Source organism: Dyadobacter sp. CY347 (genome assembly GCF_021502655.1).
Taxonomy (GTDB): domain Bacteria; phylum Bacteroidota; class Bacteroidia; order Cytophagales; family Spirosomataceae; genus Dyadobacter.
This window is the reverse complement of the sequence record NZ_JAKFFT010000004.1, coordinates 799439-816559: the sequence shown is the minus strand read 5'-3', so window position 1 is coordinate 816559 and position 17121 is coordinate 799439. Positions and strand designations below refer to the sequence as shown.

The window sequence follows — 17121 nt, the reverse complement described above, 5'->3', positions numbered from 1 at the left end:
AGTAAGGTGGGTTAAACGTTTTCTGATTGCAAGAGGGCCGGGAATGTTTTCAGGATAATCTGCATATCCATTTTGAAGGAAAATTCCTTCGCGTAAGTAATGTCCAGCTGGGTCCTTTCCTCTTCCGACATGTCTGCTTTTCCCTTTCCGCGTTTGGTCACCTGCCACAGGCCGGTAAGGCCCGCCGGGCCTGCAAAGCGAAGGATTTTATCGTCAGTAGTCATTTTTTCGGCTTCGTAAAGCGGCAACGGACGGTTACCCACCAGCGACATATCGCCTTTCAGAATGTTGATCAATTGAGGCAACTCGTCCAGACTGCTGTTTCTTAAAAACTGTCCGAATCGGGTGATCCGCGGATCATTCTGGAATTTCATAAAAGCTGCTTTCTGGTCTTTCTGAAAGTGATAGAGCTTTTCACAGATCTCCCTTCCGTCATGGAACAGCAAGCTTTTGCATTGGTTCCCCGCCATACATTCCTCACATAAACCATTGCTTTCAAACTGGTTAACAGGCTCCGCCACCTTGTTATACATGCTCAGCGCCGCCATTTTGCGGATCAGCTGATCGGCATCCGTCCGCATGGTGCGGAATTTATAGAGGTCAAATATCTTGTAACCACTCCCTACCCTTTTGGATTTGTAAAAAACAGGCCCTTTGGAATCCATGCGGATCAGAAGCGCTACCAACAGGAACACGGGAAGAAGCAGGATTACCGCGCCGCCCGTTGTGATAATGTCAATTGTTCGTTTCCAGAGAGGGGTTCGCGTGTTTTCCGCGCTGATTTTTTGAGAAGCTTTGCTGGCCACATACCATTGCCGTTTTTTGAAATAACGTATGCGGGTAATGAGGTCGCCGTCATCGAACCGGACCGAGAAAACGTCATCCGCATGATGCCTGCGTGCCATATCAATCGCCTCACTGCTCAGGTTATCCACCATGAGCACAAAAGGAATGTTCCCAAAACCGGCGCTGCTCCTTATCGTGTCCAATAGTTCAAGGCCGCCGCTTTCGGTGTGGGCCAGGATAATATCTGCGGGGTAATTTTCTTCAAGGGCGCGCAAAACGCCTTCTTTTGAATCGAAATATTCGACCTGCAGCGTATTTGCATATTGCTCGGAAAATTTCAGATATTGTTCCAGATCCTTGTTCAGATAGATTACCCGGAACAAAGCAACATAGGATTTTGACTCAACAACCATTCCTGCGGACGTGCTTGCCAATTCCATATTATATTACGATTAAGAGTAGCGTTTACTTCGGCGAAGGATAGCATTGATCTTGGCGTGAACCTCCATCGGATTAAATGGCTTGACCATGAAATCGTCCGCGCCCAGGTTCAGGCACTGGATACGTTCACTGCTTTCGTCAGATCCGGAAAGAATGATCACGGGAATATCAGCATATAAATTGCTGGCCTTGGCAACCTTTAAAAACTCTTTTCCGCTCAGATTGGGCATATGCAGGTCTGCAATGATCAGGTCGGCCTGATTTCCCTCTTCGAGCCAAAGCATCCCCTCTGATCCGTCACTTTTTATAACAACATTAAAGTCTTTCTTCAAAAAATGCTCCAATATCTTGGTGATGCTGGGTTCATCATCTAAAATCAAAAGATTTCTTCTACTGCTCATAGGTAGAGTAAAATTATTCAAATTATCAGGCTGTTTTAATGTGCTGCCGGTGAGGGCTTTTGCCTGGGTAAAGCTGGATTATTCCTAAACTTATAAAATAATAGCCAATTATTTCGTAGAATTAGTAATAATACTTCCCATTGCAAAATTCATCCGGAAAATTTTTAAGAGAACCCTCATTGCTTCGCTTCCAAATAGAAAAAGCATTAATTATTGGCGTTATCAATGGATTTTTCAGAAGTTACTATTAAGGGTAAATGTTTGACGGGCGTGTGATGCAGATAGTAAAATTAAGTACTACAATCCAATTCACAAAAGATAAAGGTTCTAAATTGGAAAATAATGCAAAGTAGTTCTACGAGAGTAGTGTAACTTCCTGACCCTCTGGGAAGCACCGGGAAACATCCTGAAATTTCGGCCTATTTTTTGAATTGCAACCGGAGCGTTACGGCTGTGCTTAGCGTGGAGTCATTCTGTTTGGCTGGCACCCATAGCGGCCCTCCGCTTATGATGCGGATCGCCTCGGGCTGCAATTGTTTTTTGCCGCTGGCCGTGAAGCCGGATAATGTACCATCCGCGTTCACCCTGAAAGTTACGATCACTTCACCATTGCTCCTGGCGGCGCTCGTTTGCTGATCCAGGTAAGCATTGTATGCGTCCCAGCCCATCAGCGGACTGGCCTGCACAGGTTGCAAGGATTTGACTGCGGCCGCCAATGGCACCAGTTGCCTGGCAGCTGCTGCTTCTGAAAGCTGATAATCGCTCTTCTTATACATAGGTTCTTCACGCACGCTGCTGGCCGCAGGTGACGACCTGACCTGACCTCGCGCCGAATAGCTGCGTGCAGGCTCGACCGTTTGGGCCGGTGCAGGAGCATTCGCCTGATCTGTATTTTCAGCAACCCTGATTTCCTTTTCAATTTCACGTTCTGCCGCTGCGAGATTCGGTTCAGGAACATTGTTAGGCCTTGGTTTTGGCGGAGAATACGGCGCAGGCTGTGCTGCCGACACGGAAACCTCCGGAGCTTTTTCGAGTGTCGGTAGAGGCTCCGACTTTGGCGCCATCAGTGGCTTTTCAACCAGATTTTGACGGGCTTCCCTGAGCTCACTTTTTTTCGGATTTGAAATAAAGACAAGCCAGAATGTGCCGGCTGTGATGATCAGCGAGGCCGCGGCGCCGTAAGCCCATATCGGGATGGTTCGCTGGCGATCAGCCGAAATTCTGCTTTTTAGTTTTTCGGTAAGATCCTTTTTAATGTTTGCAAGATCAATATCATCCTGCTCCAAAGCCATAAATCCCTCATAGGCATCTGCGAGCAAAGGATTTTCAAGCATTTCCTTTTCCAGCAAGTGCCGCTCACGGGGTGACATCTCACCGTTCTGATAGCGGCGAAAATCTTCAAACCCTGATATATCTGATCTACTTGCTTTCATTTTTTTCAATACAAATTTTCAGGTTCCGCTTTCCGTTCTGAATGTAACTTTTGACTTTGCTGACTTCAAATCCCGTTTCTTCGCAGATCTCCTTATAACATTTTTCCTCTATATAAAACAGCTGGATCGCCTTTCGCTGCACGGCCGGGAGTGTCCCTAAACACATTTCCAAAGCATCAAATTTTCTCTCGCCAAAAAGTGGCTCCTCCGGTTCGTAGGCTACAAACACAGACTCAACATCATCATTTTCAATATTTTCGGCTGCCACAAACGTTCTCTTAGCTCGAAGCTGCATCAGGCAGAAATTCCGGCAAACACTGTGGAGCCAGCTTTTGAAATGCTCCACTTCATGGGTTTTCAATTCAACCAATAGTTTTTCAAAGATCTGCATCACCGCGTCTTTGCTGGCATCTTCATCCTGCAAATACTTATAGCACAATGCAAAAACCATATGCATATAAGGTTCATAAAGCGCACCCAATATGCCCGCGTCACCTGCGCCGCGTTCGGCCGCGCCGCGCTCGGCCGAGCGGCGATAGGCAGCGAGTTGCTGTGCTTCCGAAAGCGGTGCCGCGATATCTTTTTTGAATATTTTTAAAAACCCCACATGAGTCGAAAATATGAATGACCTCGGTTTGTTAACCCTTAGATGCCGCTTTTTCAAAATTCCATAAAAAAAATCGTAAAACTTTTATGGAATCTGTGTGGCGCATGCATCCACTCAGCAAACAAATTCTATTAGCCATGAAAATCAAAATTGCATTGCTGCTCATTTTTGCCCTTACTGCATTCTCCATGCTGCCAACCCGGAAAATCACAGGGATCGTAACCGACGAGAACGGAAAACCAATCCCTAATGTGACGGTAATGGTCGAGAAAACAATGATCTCTACCAAAACTGATTCTCTGGGAAAATACGCAATCCAAGTCCCTGCATATGCGTCGACGCTGACTTTCGTTATTGCCGGCTACATGTCTCAAAAAATGACATTAGGAACCTCTCATGTTGTGAACGTAGTTTTCAAAACGGGTCAGGTTGATTTAACAGATGTATTGAGCCAGCGACGGTTTCCCCAACGCAAGGTTACAGGGACTTATGCCAACATGGAAATGGGTACGGCCACCTTCGCGGCCCCTAGCCAGCGTTACCAGCCTCTGGAAACTGAAAATTACAATCCGGTCAACGAAAATGGCTTTCAGGTTGCATCCCAAACGCCGGTTACGACATTCTCGGTGGATGTGGACAGGGCTTCGTACAGCAACACGCGCCGTTTTCTGAATACCGGCCAGATGCCTCCGGTGGACGCCGTGCGCATTGAAGAAATGATCAATTATTTTGATTACGAATACGCCGAACCATCTGGCAATCATCCGATTGCCGTTTCCACCGAAATGACTGATTCGCCATGGAATCCGGGATTAAAGCTTTTGCACATTGGTTTGCAGGCAAAAACTATCCCAATGAAAAATCTGCCTGCTTCGAACCTCGTTTTCCTGATCGACGTTTCCGGCTCCATGTCCGATCAAAACAAGCTTCCCTTGCTAAAACGGGCATTCAAACTACTTGTGGACCAGCTGCGGCCACAAGATAAGATTTCGATCGTCGTGTATGCCGGGGCTGCCGGTGAGATTTTGAAACCTACATCCGGAAGTGAAAAAATGAAGATTAAGGTAGCGCTCGACGGGCTTGAAGCGGGCGGGTCAACGGCTGGTGGCGATGGCATTGAACTGGCCTACAAAATGGCGAAGGACAATTTTCTGGAAAATGGAAATAACCGCGTGATCCTGGCGACCGATGGTGATTTTAATGTCGGCATTTCCAGTGAGGCAGCATTGCAGCGGCTCATTGAGGAGAAACGCAAAGAGGGCATTTTCCTAAGCATTATGGGATTTGGAATGGGAAATTATAAAGACAGTCACGTTGAAACTCTGGCAGATAAGGGCAACGGCAACTATGCCTACATTGATAACATTCAGGAAGCCCGGAAAGAGTTTGTTCAGGAATTTGGCGGAACGCTTTTCACGGTTGCCAAGGACGTAAAAATCCAGATCGAATTTAATCCGCGCCATGTAAAGGCTTACCGGCTGATCGGCTACGAAAACCGCGCGCTGAAAAATGAAGAATTTCATGATGACAAAAAGGATGCAGGAGAAATGGGCTCGGGACATACCGTAACGGCATTATATGAACTTGTCCCTGCGGGCTCGGATAGCCAGTATCTGTCCAAGAATGATCCATTGAAATATCAGAAAACGAATGCTTCCGAAATAGGTAATTCAGATGAAATGCTGACATTAAAGATCCGCTACAAAAAGCCGGACTCCGAACAAAGTACGCTGTTTGATCTGCCGGTCAAAAATGCTTCCAAATCTTTTGCGTCGTGTTCGGAAAACCTTCGGTTTGCCAGTGCGGTCGCTGAGTTTGGCTTGCTATTACGTAATTCGGAATTCAGGGGAAAGGCTGCGTATCAGAGTGTGATTACCCGGGCGAAAACGGCATTAGGCAAGGATGAGGAAGGGTACCGTGCCGAATTTGTCCAGCTTGTCAAAACTGCGGACGCATTGAGTTCAGGAAAAGAGACGGTGAGAAGGGATTAACCATCCGCATTACATCAGGCGGCGCTTAACGCCATATGAATAAGGCGCTTTCCCTCTTCGCTATAATGCAGGGAAAGCGCCATATTTTGGCCCGGCTCACTCATTTTTGCCCAGGTTTTTTGCAAAATGTTGACCATCTTCTCTTCACTCGTCTTGGCAATAAGATCGTCGTATTGATATTGTAAAAAGACAAGGCATAGCGCATTTTCCATGGTTTGCACTTCATGATCGTCTTTGATGCGTTGCTTCCGAATAATTTGCTGGACGCGCTGGATGATTTCTTCCTCATAACCAATCGATTCCAGGATTTCGGCAGCTTTTGAGGCATGGAATTTAGACAGATCCGTGCGCCATTTCAGATAACCTACCCTTCCGTCCGGGTAACTGCTGCGAGCAATTTCCCAGCGTCCGATATGCTGTGCCCGCGATGCCAGTAATAAGCTCTCGCTTGCATCCGGGGCGAGTTTGGTAACCCATTCATGCAACTTTAAAGCGTAAAAGTATTCTGACGGATACTCGGTGCCTTCGTGGATCAAATGCTCCGATGCATTTCGGTTATAGTCGTCAAAAAGTTCAAAAGCTTTTTCCAGGTTTTTCATTTCAAATGGTCAGGATGTGGAGGGTTTACTTTACAGCCATGAATTTCAGTGAAATCCGGGTCATTCGTGGGTAGTCGTAAGCGGTGCTCTGCGTTTTCATGGTGAAGAACCCGGTGCTTACATCTTTTGGATCAATGGTCCACTCTCCTCCCTTTGACACTCCATCAGCCGCTCCGACTGTCAGGTTTGTATCGTTTAGCTTCCATTTCAGAATAAATGGTTTTGCATCACCTTTAAATACACCCGAAAATGTTCCGTCCTTACGCAGCTCCACCGTTTCCATATATCGTTCAAAATCAATCCCGCCAAACTGAGTGGTCATTTTTCCATCCTTGAAAGTAACGGCATCATTGACTGAAATTTCAGCAATTTTCCATTGCTTCACCCCCGTCAGCAATGCAGCCGCATCCGCCGGATTATCAGCCCCGTTTTTACAAGCAGCCAGATTGATCAGAAAAAAACCAGCGAGAAATATTGAGACAACGTTTTTTACAAACATAGAAGCACACGATTGCTGTATTTTACAAATATAACCACAACACAACATTCACAATCATTTTCCCGAAAGCCTAGTCGCGGTTGTACATGGTGGTCAGGTTCAAAAGATATTGCTGAGCCTCTTCCGTGATCTGCCCTGGCGTGAGCCTCCATGACCAGTTGTTTTCGTTCGAACCGGGAATATTCATAATCGCTGTCTCGTCGAGCCGCAACACATCCTGCATCGGCAGTATGGCCGCTTTGGCAACAGAAGAATAAGTCAGGCGTGCCAGCACGTCACAAACATTCTCCTCAGTAACCTCATAGCCAACATACTGCCCCATCAGCTCTTTAATGTCATCGTCCTTCGCCGCTTTGAACCAGCCTAGTGTGGTGTTATTATCATGCGTGCCGGTGTAAGCGTAGAAATTCGAATTGAAGTTATGCGGAATGTGATCCGACTGCGCCATATTTTCACCAAAAGCAAATTGCAGCACCTTCATTCCCGGCAGCTTGAATTTATCCCTTAACTTATAAACCTCAGGGCTGATTTCACCAAGATCTTCGGCAACAAACGGCAAGTCGCCCAGGGCGGACTCCATTTTTTTGAAAAACTCCTCATCAGGCCCGAGCTTCCATTCTCCGCTTACGGCCGTTTTCTCCCCACCCGCAACTTCCCAGTAATCCGCAAACGCACGGAAATGGTCGAGCCGGACAATGTCAAACAATTCGATGTTTTTGGCTAAGCGGTCAACCCACCATTTGTAATCCTGTTTTTTAACCGCGCCCCAGTTGAATACTGGCATTCCCCAAAGCTGTCCATCATCCGAGAACGCGTCCGGCGGCACACCTGCAATGCCCGTGATCTTCCCTTCTTCATCCACACAAAAAAGCTCAGGATTCGCCCAAACATCTGCCGAATCGTAGCTCACATAGAACGGAATGTCGCCCAAAAGCTTAATATCCTGCTCGTTACAATACGATTTCAACTCTTTCCACTGCTTATCAAAAACATATTGCTGCCATTTAATAAACTTCAATTTCTCAGGATCAATCCCGTCCAGCGCACTTGCATCGCGCTTTCTGAATTCCTCCGGCCAGGTGTACCAGGGCTTGCCATCGTGTATCTGTTTCAGTGCAATGTAAATGGCAAAGTCTTCCAGCCACTCTTCATTTTTTTGACAAAAGGCGTCAAACGCTTCATTGGCTTCTGCAATGTCCAGCGCGAGAAATTTTTCGTAGGCTTTGGTTAAAAACTCGTGTTTTAATTTCCCTGCCTGCTCATAATCCGCTTTACCGTTTTGCGGCAGCATATGTTCGCCCAACACTTCCAATTCAAGAAGCCCTTCCTTAGCCAGCATCTCAGGGCTGATCAGCAATGGGTTACCGGCGCGACTCGAAAGCGCGCTGTACGGAGAATTGGACTGCGCGGCTTCAACGGGATTAAGGGGCAGGATCTGCCATAATTTCTGGCCGCTTTTTGCCAGAAAATCTGCAAATGCAAAAGCTTCTGAACCCAGATCGCCTATTCCAAATGGTGAAGCTAGGGATGTAATGTGTAGTAAAACACCAGCTTTTCGCTCGTTATCAGGCTTTTTACCTTTTAAAACGGCAATCGGCAGTCCGTTAAAAATTTCGGACGGTGTTAGTTTACCTTCATATTTCCCTTCTTTTCCGGTCAGCATTTCTGTCCATGCTGCCTCCATGTTATCGGGTAACACTACGGATGTATCCTTCCAATCGAGATCGAAAAAGGCTTTTCCTTGTTCTTTGCAAAGCATTGCGCTGTGCAGGGGAATTGCTACGACAAGAAATTCCTTTTTGTGTTTGCGGGCAAATGCCAGCATGTGCTCTTTATATGCGCCACGGATTTTAAGTGGCACATATTCACCTTCCGAGAAAAGGACAGGATTCGTTTTTCTAAGGTTATAAAGCTGGTGCGTGAGCCAAAGTTTGATCTGCCCGGAATTCCTCGTTTCCCAGAGTTTTTCCAGCAGCCGTTCTGTATCGTAATCCTCAAATTCCTTTAACCAGGTTTTACGAATTTCATAGTCAAAAGGCCTGCGGTTGTCGGGATCCACAAGACTAAGGTCCCAAAGCTCAGTTCCCTGGTAAACATCCGGAATGCCCGGACAAGTAAATTTCAATAGCACCTGTGCCAGTGAGTTCACAATTCCGGCATCTGTAATGGTTTTTAAGTATTCCTGGAAATCCCGGAAGAATGGCGACTGCGGATCGAGCAGGCTGAGCGCGAATTCCTCCGTGCTTTTTTCATACACTTCATTCGGTTCGGCCCAGGTTGTGTCGGTTTTTGCTTCGCGAAGCGCTTTTTTGAGGTAATCGCCCAATCGTTCTGCAAAGTCGCTCGCATCTTCACCCGGCATCGGATAAGCGCCTGTTAATGTCTGGTAGATTAGATATTCATCATTATCGGTCGGGCCGTCCGCCTTTTTCAGGGGCTCATTCAGCTTCCGCCATTCATTAACTTTGGCGATCCATTCTTCGCGCAAATCGGTAAGTACATTAAGCCTTGCGCGCACATCCTCACCCCTTTTCGTATCGTGTGTGGAAGTGGTGTTCATGGATAGCGGCCATTCCTTCTGACGCACTCGCATTTTATGATGAAAGTCTTTAACCGACATGCCAAAGCGGTCCGGAAAATCTCCAACATCATTATGACCTACAAAGCGATTATATGTATACATTAATGTGTCCTCCCCACCCTTGGCCATCAGCGGCCCTGTAAATTGCATCCAACGCTGATAAAATTCCAACGCTTTCGCGTTATAGGCTTCGTCGCCATCAGCCGTTTTAAGCAAAATGGCCTGATCCAGGAGGTCAGCTGCGTCTTTCAGATCGGGATGATGTTCCTTAACCTCTTCCAGTACAGCCCTCACCGCCTCTGTTTCCGTTTGGGACAAAGGCATTTCCTTTCCATAATAGCGATAAATGGGGCAATGGATCAGGAATTCGCCGATGGCCGCTTTGACCTTTTCTTTTCCAACAGATTCCAATTCCTGCAAATCGACCAGTTCCAGATCTGTAAACAACTGATACAAATTATCCAGCTCCCCGCCCATATGGTTATTCAGGATCCCTGATTTTTTCTCCAAAAGTTGCTCCCTGATCGAGTCGTCGGTTTCAGTCAGTTCATGATAAAAGTTTGAAAAGAGCTGCTCGGCATTTGCATTGGTCAGCACATTATTGACATCGGCCAGAAACTCATAACCTGATGTGCCCTGAATCGGCCATTGCGTGGGCATCGACTCATCTTTTTCAAGGATTTTTTCAACAATGATATATGTATCCTGTCCCCCCAGTTCACGGAGCTTATCCAGATAACCGGCAGGATCGTAAAGACCGTCGATATGGTCTACGCGGAGGCCTTGGAAAATGCCTTCATCCACGAGCTGCTTGATAAATTCATGATATTTTTCAAAAACGGCATCACTTTGCATATTTAGACAGATGAGGCCATTCACGGTAAAAAACCGTCGGAAATTGATCTTCGAGTCGGTTTCCTGCCAGAAACAAAGCAAATATTCCTGTCCCTTTACAAGCGTGTTAAGCTTTTCTTTATCACTATTAATAGCGCCCACAACCTGATCGATCCAGCTTTTGATCTTCTCGTTTTTCATTAGAGAAGAAAGTTGAAGCAAAAACTCACTCCAACGCTGCGAAAACACCTTTGCACTTTCGGCTTCATGAATTTCGTTGAGCTGTGTGACCAGTTGATGGATCGTTTCGGGAGCATTATCCTGGTCAGTGCCCAAAATGTTCATGTAAGAACGAATGTTCAACGGAAAGGTCGCCCCTTCGTAATTGATCACCAGCCTGTTTCCTGCGTACTCAACTTTTAGCTGTTCATTATCAATAACCTCGTCCAGCGCAGCGCCCAGAAAAGGAACCATTAATTTGCCCTGAAAGAGCTTGCTGTTCCATGCAATGTCAAAAAATGAAGCATACTCTGACTGCTGCCCTTTTTCAAGCACGTCCATCAACCATTCGTTTTCGGAATGGAATGCCATGTGATTGGGAACAATGTCCTGCAACCAGTCTATATCGAGTTGCTTCAACGTCTCACTAATTTTTTTCAACTGCTCCAAAGTCCCGATTTCCGGGTTGATAATCTCTGGGCTGATGCCGTCGTAACCGTGCGTACTGCCCTTCGTGGCGGCTAAAATAGGAGAAGCGTAGATGGTCCGGACGCCCAGTTTCTGCAAATACGAAATCTGGTTCTCGAAGTCTGAAAAGGAAAAATCTTTATGAAATTGTAAACGGTAAGTAGCTGTTGGATTCTTCATAATGGCTGAATGTTATTTTTCAACCACATTAAATATTGTGCCACCCGAACCGCTTGCGGCGCAGCAAGCCGATTTACTGACTCATAAGCGCGCGTAAAACAGGAATTTCCAGGGGTTTTGAAAGCAGCTGGATCACATAAGGATTGGAACGCACCTTGGCAATGTCGTCCGTGTCCACGGTTGAAGAAATCATAAAGATCTTGATTCGCTGCCGCAAGGCCGGCGAGAGATGGGCATATTGCCGGGTAAACTCAAACCCGTTCAGGCCGGGCATCTGAATGTCGAGCAGGATGATGGTTTCGGGAAAATTCTCTGTTTGTTCTTCAAGAAAATTCATCGCCAGCTGGGCCGAACTAAATGCCTTTACAGAACGCGCCAGACCGCTCTTTAAAAGCAGCTTTTCTTGCGTAAACAAGTCAAAAGCACTGTCGTCTATCAGAATAAACTCCATCGGTCCGGCTGAGAAAATATATGATCAGAAAGAAGCTAAAAATATTAATTCACGCAAAACTCAAAAAAATTAACCATTATAATCAGCATTTCGGCCCAGATATTGCCGGGCCGGATTTGATATAAGAAAAAAGTGGCGGTATATGCATTGAGAAGTCGCTGAAATTTACGGGATTACAATAATTAAACCAAACCGATAACTATATAATAACTGCAATATTAGCAGCTATAATGCTCAATTATAAGGCTCTGAACATTACTCCAGGCATGGTTTTGATTGTTTGAGTAGCCATTCAAGAATGGAAAACTAAAATTCGGATCGATGCATATTCAGGACGGCAGAAAGCGGGTCGTGATTTCCAACGTTACTCCCCAGATTGAAAGTGGCAGATTTCCTGCAAAAAGGGCCATAGGCGAAAAAGTGGTCTTGACAGCAGACATTATTGGGGATGGCCACGACGTGGTAGCGGCAAGCGTAATTTACAAACACGAATCAGCAGCTCTTTGGGAAGAAATTCCCATGAAATACATGATCAACAATCAATGGGAAGCGACCTGGAAGCCCGATCAAACAGGTTTTTACGAATATCGCTTCACAGGCTGGATTGACCATTTTACAACATGGAAAAATGGTTTGGTCAAAAAATTCGATGCGAACCAGGACATTTCGGTTGAAATACTTATTGGCGCAGAACTGCTTGAAGAAGCATTGGCGCTGGCCGATAAGGACGAAAGACCGGCATTCGAAAAATGGATCGACGCGCTGAAAACCGGCTCAAATCCGGAAACTGCGGTGCATTTGTCGGTGAGTGACGAAGTGGCTAATGCCATGAAAAAAATTCGCTACACGGATCGCATTACGGTGTATGAGCATACTTACAAATTGGAAGTAGAGCGCAAGAAAGCGGGTTTCAGCAGCTGGTACGAACTATTCCCGCGCTCTGCCTCCGCATTGCCGGATACGCACGGAACATTCAAAGACGTTGCAAACCTGTTGCCGCTCGTTGCGAAAATGGGTTTTGATACGCTTTATTTCCCGCCGGTCCACCCGATCGGTGAAATGAAGAGGAAGGGCAAAAACAACTCGCTGACGCCATCCGAAACGGATCCGGGTTCGCCCTGGGCAATTGGTAACCGGCTCGGCGGACACAAGGCTATTCATCCGGAATTAGGCACAATTGAAGATTTTGCCGAACTGGTTGCGGAAGCAAAAAACCTCGGCATTGAAGTTGCGATGGACATTGCATATCAATGTGCGCCTGACCACCCTTATGTGAAAGAACATCCACAATGGTTCAAATGGCGTCCGGACGGAACGGTCCAATATGCAGAAAATCCCCCCAAACGATATGAAGACATCCTGCCGTTCGACTTCGAAACGCAGGATTGGCAAAATCTTTGGGAAGAACTGAAAAGCGTGATCGATTTCTGGATTGGTAAGGGTGTTAAAGTTTTCAGGATCGATAATCCGCATACGAAGGCTTTTGCATTCTGGGAATGGATGATCGGGGAAGTGCGGAAAGTAAACCCCGAAGTCATATTTCTGGCAGAGGCATTTACAAGGCCGCGCGTAATGGAGCGGTTGGCAAAAATCGGCTTCAACCAGTCATACACCTATTTTACCTGGCGGAACAGCAAATGGGAGATAGAAAAGTATATGGAAGAGCTCACCAAAACCGGCCAGCAATACTACTTCCGTCCTAATTTCTGGCCCAATACGCCGGATATCCTTCCGCATCACCTGGCAGAAGGCGGTGAGAATGCGCACATTATGCGGCTGATTTTAGCAGCAACATTATCCTCCAACTACGGGCTATATGGTCCCGTGTATGAATATGGGGTCAACAAGCCGCATCCCGGGAAGGAAGAATATACCGATAATGAGAAATACGAGATCAAGCAATGGGACTGGAAACAGTACAGCCGCACCCGTGAGATCATCACCCGCATAAACAGGATACGCAAAGAAAACCCTGCATTACAATCTACCTGGAACATTGATTTTGCAGAAACCAACAATGATATGGTGATCTGCTATCTCAAACAGGATGAGGATGCGAACAATGCATTGCTTATATCAGTGAACCTGGACGTGTTCAACACACAAGGCGCGCACATTAAAGTGCCTATCCACCGTTTCGGCATTCATCCCGACCAGACTTACAGGGTGATCGATATGCTTAGCGGTGAAAAATACTACTGGCAGGGAGAATACAACTTTGTCCAGCTAAACCCATACGAAATGCCTGCGCACATATTTAAAATTGAAACGCTCAATGGATAAAATAATGGAAGACAAAAACGGAATACTCGATAAGAATCTGCATTGGTACAAAGATGCCATCATATATGAGTTGCACATTAAAGCATTTAAAGACGGCAATTGCGACGGGATCGGCGATTTCAAGGGGCTTATGGAGCAACTTGATTACTTGCAGGACCTTGGCGTAACGGCCATCTGGTTATTGCCTTTTTATCCATCACCGCTCCGCGACGATGGTTACGATATTGCTGATTATTACTCGATTAACCCATCTTACGGTGATCTGACCGAGTTTCAGGATTTCCTGAAAGAAGCGCATCAGCGCGGCCTGAAAGTGATTACCGAGTTGGTTATCAACCACACTTCCGACCAGCATCCCTGGTTTCAACGTGCGAGGAAAGCGCCGAAAGGTTCTCCTGAACGCGAGTTTTATGTTTGGACTGACGATCCGAAGCAGTTTAAAGATGCGCGGATTATTTTCCAGGATTATGAGAAATCAAACTGGACCTGGGACAGCGAGGCTGAGCAATATTACTGGCACCGCTTCTTCCATCATCAACCGGATTTGAACTATGATAGTCCACTGGTGCAGGAAGAGATTTTGAAAATTCTTGAATTCTGGTGCGAAATGGGTGTTGACGGCTTCCGCCTGGATGCTGTCCCTTACCTGTTTGAACGGGATGGAACAAACTGCGAAAATCTTCCCGAAACCCATGAGTATTTGAAAAAACTCAGGGCGTATGTAGACGAGCGCTATCCGGGCACATTGCTGCTGGCCGAAGCAAACATGTGGCCAGAGGATTCTGCTGCTTATTTTGGTGACGGCGATGAATGTCAGATGAACTATCATTTCCCGATCATGCCGCGGATGTTTATGTCGCTGCAAATGGAAGACCGCTATCCGATTACGGATATTTTTGACCAGACTCCTGAGATCCCTGAAAACTGCCAGTGGGGAATTTTCCTGAGGAACCATGATGAGCTGACGCTGGAAATGGTTACGGACGAGGAACGTGACTATATGTATAAAGTATATGTCAAAGACCCCAAAGCCAGAATTAACCTTGGAATCAGGCACAGGCTTGCGCCGCTGATGGAGAATAGCAGGAAGAAAATTGAGCTGCTTAATTCGCTGCTGTTTACATTCCCCGGCACACCGATCATCTACTATGGAGATGAAATCGGCATGGGTGACAACTTCTATCTGGGCGACCGTGACGGCGTTAGAACGCCGATGCAATGGAACCCCGATCGTAATGCCGGATTTTCACAGGCTAACCCACAGCGACTTTATCTGCCATTAATTCTGGATCCTCAATATCATTACGAATCGGTGAATGTGGAGTTGCAGGAACGTAATTCTTCATCCTTATTATGGTGGATGAAGAGGGCGATCGCTACGCGGAAAAAATATGATGCATTCAGCCGTGGGGATATTAAGTTTTTGAATTCGGAAAATTCCAAAGTGCTTGCTTTCACAAGAACATTCAAGGATGAAACCATGCTTGTGATTGCTAACCTCTCACGCTTCCCGCAACCTGTGGAGCTTGATCTGGACGCATACAAAGGTTTCCAGCCTGTTGAGATATATAGTAAGAACAAATTTCCGTCGGTTAAGGATAACACCCCGTATTTCTTCACATTAGAGGCTTATGCTTGTCAATCTTTCGTTATGCAAAAAACGCATCCGGAAATCGATCAGAATGAGGAGCTTCCATTGCTTGAACTGAAAGAGTGGAGTGATCTGCTTAAACCGGAAGTCCTGGAAAAACTGGAAAACAAATTCCTGCCTGCTTACCTCATGAAAATGCGCTGGTTTGGCGGAAAAGGGAAAGGTCTGGATAGTATCAAAGTCGTTTCACAGGCCACAATTCCATTGGGACAAAATCCCCCTGCTTACATTCTGTTGCTGGAAATGGCGTATCAGAATGATCTTCCTGAAATGTATCAGCTTCCTGTGGCATACGGCAAAGAGCAATTCTCGAATCGCGTAAAAGAGGACTGTCCGCAAGCCGTGATTGCCCGGATCAAGGTTGGTGATGAGGAGGAAGGTGTGCTGTTTGACGCAATTTACGGACTGGAATTGCAACACGCATTACTCGTTAATATGGGTGAAAATGTGAAGCTGAAAGCCAAAAACAGCGAGATCCATTTTACCGGAAATGCAGATCTGGCTGCGCACATTAAGGAAACAGATAAGTTTAAACCGCGTGTTCTTTCAGGCGAACAAAGCAATACATCCATTACTTACGACGGAAAGTATTTCTTCAAGCTTTACCGGAAAGTAGACAGGGCGATCAACCCGGATATGGAAATCACTCATTTCCTTACACACGAGGCGGAGTTCAAAAATATTCCGGCATTTGTTGGCGCCGTTGAGTGGAAACACAAAAATGACAGCATGGTGCTTGGTATGATGCAGGAAATGGTCGTAAACAGCACCGACGCCTGGGCCAATATGCTGGACAGACTCGATAGTTTTAATGAAAAAATCCTTTCGACCAGCGAAATCCAGCTGCCTACCGAACTTGTGGGCACATTGACAAACCCCGTGGGTTACGAAGACATTCCGGATGCATTGAAGGATTTGCTGGATGTTCCCGTTGCAGAACAGGTTGCACTCCTCGGAACCAGGACAGCAGAAATGCACCTGGCGCTGGCATCAGGCAAAAATAATCCGGATTTCAAGCCTGAAGAATTTTCGCTGCATTATCAGCGCTCGGTTTACTCGTCACTGCAATCACTTGTGCGGGTGGCATTCCAAAGCCTTAACCGGAACACCAAGAAACTGACTCCGGAAGCACAGCAGGAAGCCGCAGACGTGCTGCAAATGAAAGATGAGATTCTCACAGAGCTTAAAAAAGTATATAGCCGTAAAATTGATACCGACAAGATCCGGATCCATGGCGACTATCACTTAGGGCAGGTTTTGTTTACGGGAAAAGACTTCATTATTCTCGATTTCGAAGGCGAACCCGCACGCAGTTATAGCGAAAGAAGGCTGAAACGCTCCGCGCTGAGGGATGTTGCCGGGATGTTGCGGTCATTCCATTATGCTGCCTATGGCAGTCTGCATCTCGACAACCAGGTTCGTAAGGAAGACATTGGGAAACTGCTGCCTTTCGTGGAACAATGGTATCACTATATGAGCGGGTTTTTCATGAAAGCATATCTGGAAACGATCAAAGACAGCCCGATCATTCCGCAGAAAAAAGAAGATCTGGAAGTGCTTTTACAGACCTTCTTATTGCAAAAGGCCATTTACGAACTGAACTATGAGGTCAATAACAGGCCTACATGGGTGATGGTGCCATTAAGTGGTATAAAAGCACTCATGCACAAATCCGAACCCCTGGTAACAGCTTAAAA

Annotated in this window: 11 protein-coding genes; 3 read left to right on the top strand and 8 right to left on the bottom strand. The window is 46.3% G+C overall.

From position 1 onward, the window contains the following. Positions 1–11: 11 nt before the first annotated feature. The 4 genes from L0659_RS11475 to L0659_RS11460 all read right to left on the bottom strand — a co-directional run bounded on the left by L0659_RS11475 (position 12) and on the right by L0659_RS11460 (position 3668). Positions 12–1226 carry a sugar transferase gene (locus tag L0659_RS11475; protein ID WP_235126128.1) on the bottom strand — a complete coding sequence of 405 codons (1215 nt, stop codon included), beginning with the start codon at positions 1224–1226 and terminating at the stop codon, positions 12–14. 12 nt (positions 1227–1238) lie between these two features. Continuing rightward, positions 1239–1628, bottom strand: a complete 390-nt coding sequence (locus tag L0659_RS11470; RefSeq protein WP_235126127.1) for a response regulator transcription factor — start codon at positions 1626–1628, stop codon at positions 1239–1241. 419 nt (positions 1629–2047) lie between these two features. Next, on the bottom strand, positions 2048–3061 hold the full coding sequence (locus L0659_RS11465) for a hypothetical protein (protein WP_235126126.1): 1014 nt from the start codon (positions 3059–3061) through the stop codon (positions 2048–2050). Beyond that, positions 3048–3668 carry an RNA polymerase sigma factor gene (locus tag L0659_RS11460; RefSeq protein WP_235126125.1) on the bottom strand — a complete coding sequence of 207 codons (621 nt, stop codon included), beginning with the start codon at positions 3666–3668 and terminating at the stop codon, positions 3048–3050. The genes L0659_RS11465 and L0659_RS11460 overlap by 14 nt, the downstream gene beginning before the upstream one ends. A 137-nt stretch (positions 3669–3805) precedes the next feature. On the opposite strand from L0659_RS11460, the gene L0659_RS11455 reads away from it, so the two are divergent. Next, complete coding sequence (locus tag L0659_RS11455) at positions 3806–5659, top strand: von Willebrand factor type A domain-containing protein (RefSeq protein ID WP_235126124.1); 1854 nt, start codon at positions 3806–3808, stop codon at positions 5657–5659. Positions 5660–5673: 14 nt separating this feature from the next. On the opposite strand, the gene L0659_RS11450 is transcribed toward L0659_RS11455, so the two are convergent. The 4 genes from L0659_RS11450 to L0659_RS11435 form a co-directional block, all read right to left on the bottom strand. Further along, positions 5674–6258 carry a DUF4202 domain-containing protein gene (locus tag L0659_RS11450; protein WP_235126123.1) on the bottom strand — a complete coding sequence of 195 codons (585 nt, stop codon included), beginning with the start codon at positions 6256–6258 and terminating at the stop codon, positions 5674–5676. A gap of 25 nt (positions 6259–6283) precedes the next feature. Further along, a complete protein-coding gene (locus tag L0659_RS11445; RefSeq protein WP_235126122.1) occupies positions 6284–6757 on the bottom strand; it encodes a hypothetical protein in 474 nt (157 codons plus the stop codon). 70 nt (positions 6758–6827) lie between these two features. Then, positions 6828–11039, bottom strand: a complete 4212-nt coding sequence (gene treY, locus L0659_RS11440; protein ID WP_235126121.1) for a malto-oligosyltrehalose synthase — start codon at positions 11037–11039, stop codon at positions 6828–6830. 73 nt (positions 11040–11112) lie between these two features. Beyond that, positions 11113–11490, bottom strand: a complete 378-nt coding sequence (locus L0659_RS11435; protein WP_235126120.1) for a response regulator — start codon at positions 11488–11490, stop codon at positions 11113–11115. A gap of 321 nt (positions 11491–11811) precedes the next feature. On the opposite strand from L0659_RS11435, the gene L0659_RS11430 reads away from it, so the two are divergent. Both L0659_RS11430 and treS read left to right on the top strand, forming a co-directional pair. Further along, positions 11812–13773: an alpha-1,4-glucan--maltose-1-phosphate maltosyltransferase gene (locus L0659_RS11430; RefSeq protein ID WP_235126119.1), complete on the top strand. Its 1962-nt coding sequence runs from the start codon at positions 11812–11814 to the stop codon at positions 13771–13773. Continuing rightward, the gene (gene treS / locus L0659_RS11425) at positions 13766–17119 is read left to right on the top strand and encodes a maltose alpha-D-glucosyltransferase (RefSeq protein WP_409018964.1); all 3354 of its coding nucleotides are present in this window, start codon (positions 13766–13768) and stop codon (positions 17117–17119) included. Before L0659_RS11430 ends, treS begins: the two co-directional genes overlap by 8 nt. The last annotated feature ends 2 nt before the right edge of the window (positions 17120–17121 follow it).